3 protein-coding genes are annotated in these 3,340 nt (G+C 40.3%); all 3 read right to left on the reverse strand.

Annotated features, from left to right (window positions below; genetic code table 11):
• The coding region (lon, locus tag K8S13_RS15230) for an endopeptidase La (RefSeq protein WP_291463772.1) at positions 1–1,850 on the reverse strand (1,850 nt) is incomplete at its 3' end.
• Positions 1,851–1,874: 24 nt separating this feature from the next.
• Positions 1,875–3,134: an ATP-dependent Clp protease ATP-binding subunit ClpX gene (clpX, locus tag K8S13_RS15235; protein ID WP_291463773.1), complete on the reverse strand. Its 1,260-nt coding sequence runs from the start codon at positions 3,132–3,134 to the stop codon at positions 1,875–1,877.
• A gap of 7 nt (positions 3,135–3,141) precedes the next feature.
• Positions 3,142–3,340 (reverse strand): ATP-dependent Clp protease proteolytic subunit (locus K8S13_RS15240; RefSeq protein WP_291463775.1); only part of this gene is annotated, 199 nt, incomplete at its 5' end.

Consider the following 3,340-nt stretch of genomic DNA (forward strand, 5'->3'; position numbering starts at 1 on the left):
CCGGCCTGGGTCCATGCTAACCCTGTAACAATCCCTGTCCTGTCTTTTTTTTCCAGGACACTGTCTCTAAAGCGGGGCTGTCCAAGGTATTTTAAAACCATGGTTGTTGAAATCTTATGCAATTTTCTAGTATGGGTTTGAACGATCTCTTTGGCTATTTTTCTTAGTACGGAAGAGATCTCCCGTTCCAGATTCCTTACCCCTGCCTCTTTTGTGTATTGTTTTATAATGGCATGGATGGCATTTTTTGAAAAAACTGCATCCGCCTCAAAAAGACCATTTTCTTTTAATTGTTTTGGTATCAAATACCCTGTGGCAATTTTCTCTTTTTCATACTCTGTATAGCCCGGTATCTGAATGATTTCCATCCTGTCTCTCAATGGTGCCGGGATATCATACAATGTATTGGCGGTGGTGATGAAAAGGATTTGGGATAAATCATAATCTACTTCAAGATAATGATCATTAAAATTTTTATTCTGCTCCGGATCCAGTGCTTCAAGCAATGCAGATGATGGATCACCCCTGAAATCAGCCGTCATTTTATCAATTTCATCCAAACAGAAAACCGGATTGTTATATCCTGTTTTTTTCAGGGTTTGAATAATCTTACCCGGCATGGCTCCAACATAAGTTCTTCTATGGCCTCTGATTTCCGCTTCATCCCTGATACCGCCAAGAGAAATTCTGGCAAAGGCTCTTCCGGTAGCCCTGGCAACCGATTTTGCCAAAGATGTTTTTCCCACACCCGGTGGTCCCACTAAACAGAGAATCGGCCCTTTAATTTTTTTAACAAGAATTTGTACGGCCAAATACTCAAGAATCCTCTCCTTGGGTTTCTCAAGCCCATAATGATCCTGATCCAGAATTTGTTCAGCCTTTTTAAGATCATTCCTTGACCGGTTCTTTCTGAACCATGGCAAAGAAATCAGCCAGTCAATATAATTTCTGACCACAGTGGCTTCCGATGACATGGAAGGCATCATCTTTAGCTTTGCAAATTCCTTTCTCACAACAAAAGCCGCTTCCCTGGACATTCTTTTTTTCTTTATCTGATTTTCAAGGTCCGCAAATTCTGCTGTATCACCACCTTCTCCCATTTCTTTTTTGATGGCGCGCATCTGCTCATTCAAATAGTGCTTCTTCTGAAGCTTCTCCATTTGCTCCTTTACCCTTCCCTTTATTTTCTGGGACATGGCAAAGACTTCTGTTTCCTTTTGAATCAATTTTAACAATAAAAAAAATCTGTCTTCTATATTTCCACATTCAAGCAATTTTTGCTTATCAGCCACTTTAAACGGCATCTGGGTTGCGATGGTATCGGCATATCGGGACTCATGAGCGGCAAGGACATCAAGGTTTTTAAAAAAGCTCTTTGATACCGATCCGGAGAGTTTAACAAAATGTTCAAATGCCTCGGTGAGCGTTCTGACAGCAGCGTCCCTTGCTTTTTCAGATAAGGGCTCTTCAACAACCTGTATGTAATCAACACAGAGGTACCCTTGCTCATCAACCAATTTAACAATTTTTCCTCTTTCACACCCTTCAACCAATGCCTTAACGGTTCCGTCGGGTAATCTGAGAAGCTGAGTGATCTTGGCTTCGGTGCCCACCTGAAAAATATCATTAATATTCGGTTTTAAAACTTCAGGATCTTTTTGAGTGGTCAGAAAAATCTTCTTATCTGTTGCCATAGCTTCAGATAAAGCCTTAATGGATTTATCCCTTCCGACAAAAACAGATGTGGTAATGAATGGAAACAACACCATATCTCTTAAAGGCACCAGTGGAAGCTGTTTTTTTAAACTCTGTGAACCATCCTGATGAAAGAACTTAGGAATTTTGATCATTAACTTTTAGAACTCTCTTTATTTTCAGGCCTGTTTTTTAGGCTGCTCATAAAGCAGTATCGGATCTTCGTTCTTTAATACTACTTCTTCACCCACCACACACTCTATAACGTTCTCTTTAGACGGAATTTCATACATGATATCCAGCATGGTTTCTTCCATAATGGCACGAAGTCCCCTTGCACCTGACTTTCTTTGTACAGCTTCTTTTGCCATGGCCTCAAGGGCTTCATCCGTGAACAAAAGTTCCACGCCTTCAATATTCAATAACTCCTGGTATTGTTTGACAAGCGCATTCTTAGGTTCGGTCAAAATTTTAACCAATGATTTCTCATTGAGTTCACCGATGGATGTAATAATGGGCAAACGGCCTAAAAACTCCGGTATAAGACCAAATTTTATCAGATCTTCGGGCTTGAGCTGTTCAAGAAGCTCTCCAATATTTTTATCTTTTTTCCCGATAATCTTGGCACCAAATCCCATGGTTTTCTTGGTAATTCTTCTCTCAATCACCTTTTCAAGCCCGGTAAATGTACCACCACAAATAAAAAGAATATTGGAAGTATCAACCTTTACATAATCCTGTTGGGGATGTTTTCTCCCCCCTTTTGGCGGGATACTGGCAACCGTGCCCTCAATAATTTTTAAAAGCGCCTGCTGAACACCTTCCCCTGAAACATCCCGGGTAATGGATGGATTGTCACCGCGCTGGGATATTTTATCAATCTCATCAATATAAATGATACCCTTCTGGGCTTTCTCAACATCATAGTCTGCATTCTGGACCAGGGACAGGACTATATTTTCAACATCTTCCCCAACATAACCCGCTTCGGTTAATGCGGTTGCATCTGCAATGGCAAAAGGGACATCTAAAAATCTGGCAAGCGTCTGAGCCAGAAGTGTCTTCCCGCATCCGGTGGGACCGATGATGAGGATATTACTCTTTTGAATTTCCACATCATCCTTTTTCTTTTCCATGGTTGACGTCAGACGTTTGTAATGATTGTAAACCGCCACAGCAAGAACTTTTTTAGCTCGATCCTGTTCAATGACATACGCATCAAGTAATTGTTTTATCTGCCTGGGTGTTAGAAAATCCTTTAGCCCGTTCTTGTCGGCTTGCTTTTCTTTTTCTTCATCATCAACAATCTCACCGCACAATTTGATACATTCATTACAAATATAAACACTGGGACCTGCAATCAGCTTTTGGACCTCTTTTTGATTTTTACCACAAAAAGAACAAAAAAAGTGATCATTGTCTTTTTCTTTCCGAGCCATAATTAAGCTACTCCTTTGAAGAGTCGTCTATCTTATCTTCCAACTCGCTTCTATCAGCAACGACCCTGTCTATAATGCCATATTCCAAAGCTTGCTCAGATGACATAAAAAAATCTCTGTCTGTATCTTCTGATATTTTTTCAATATCCCGGCCAGTGTGAAAGGATAAAATTTCATTTAATGTGTCCTTCATCCTTAAAATCTCA

The organism is Desulfobacula sp. (assembly GCF_021107415.1).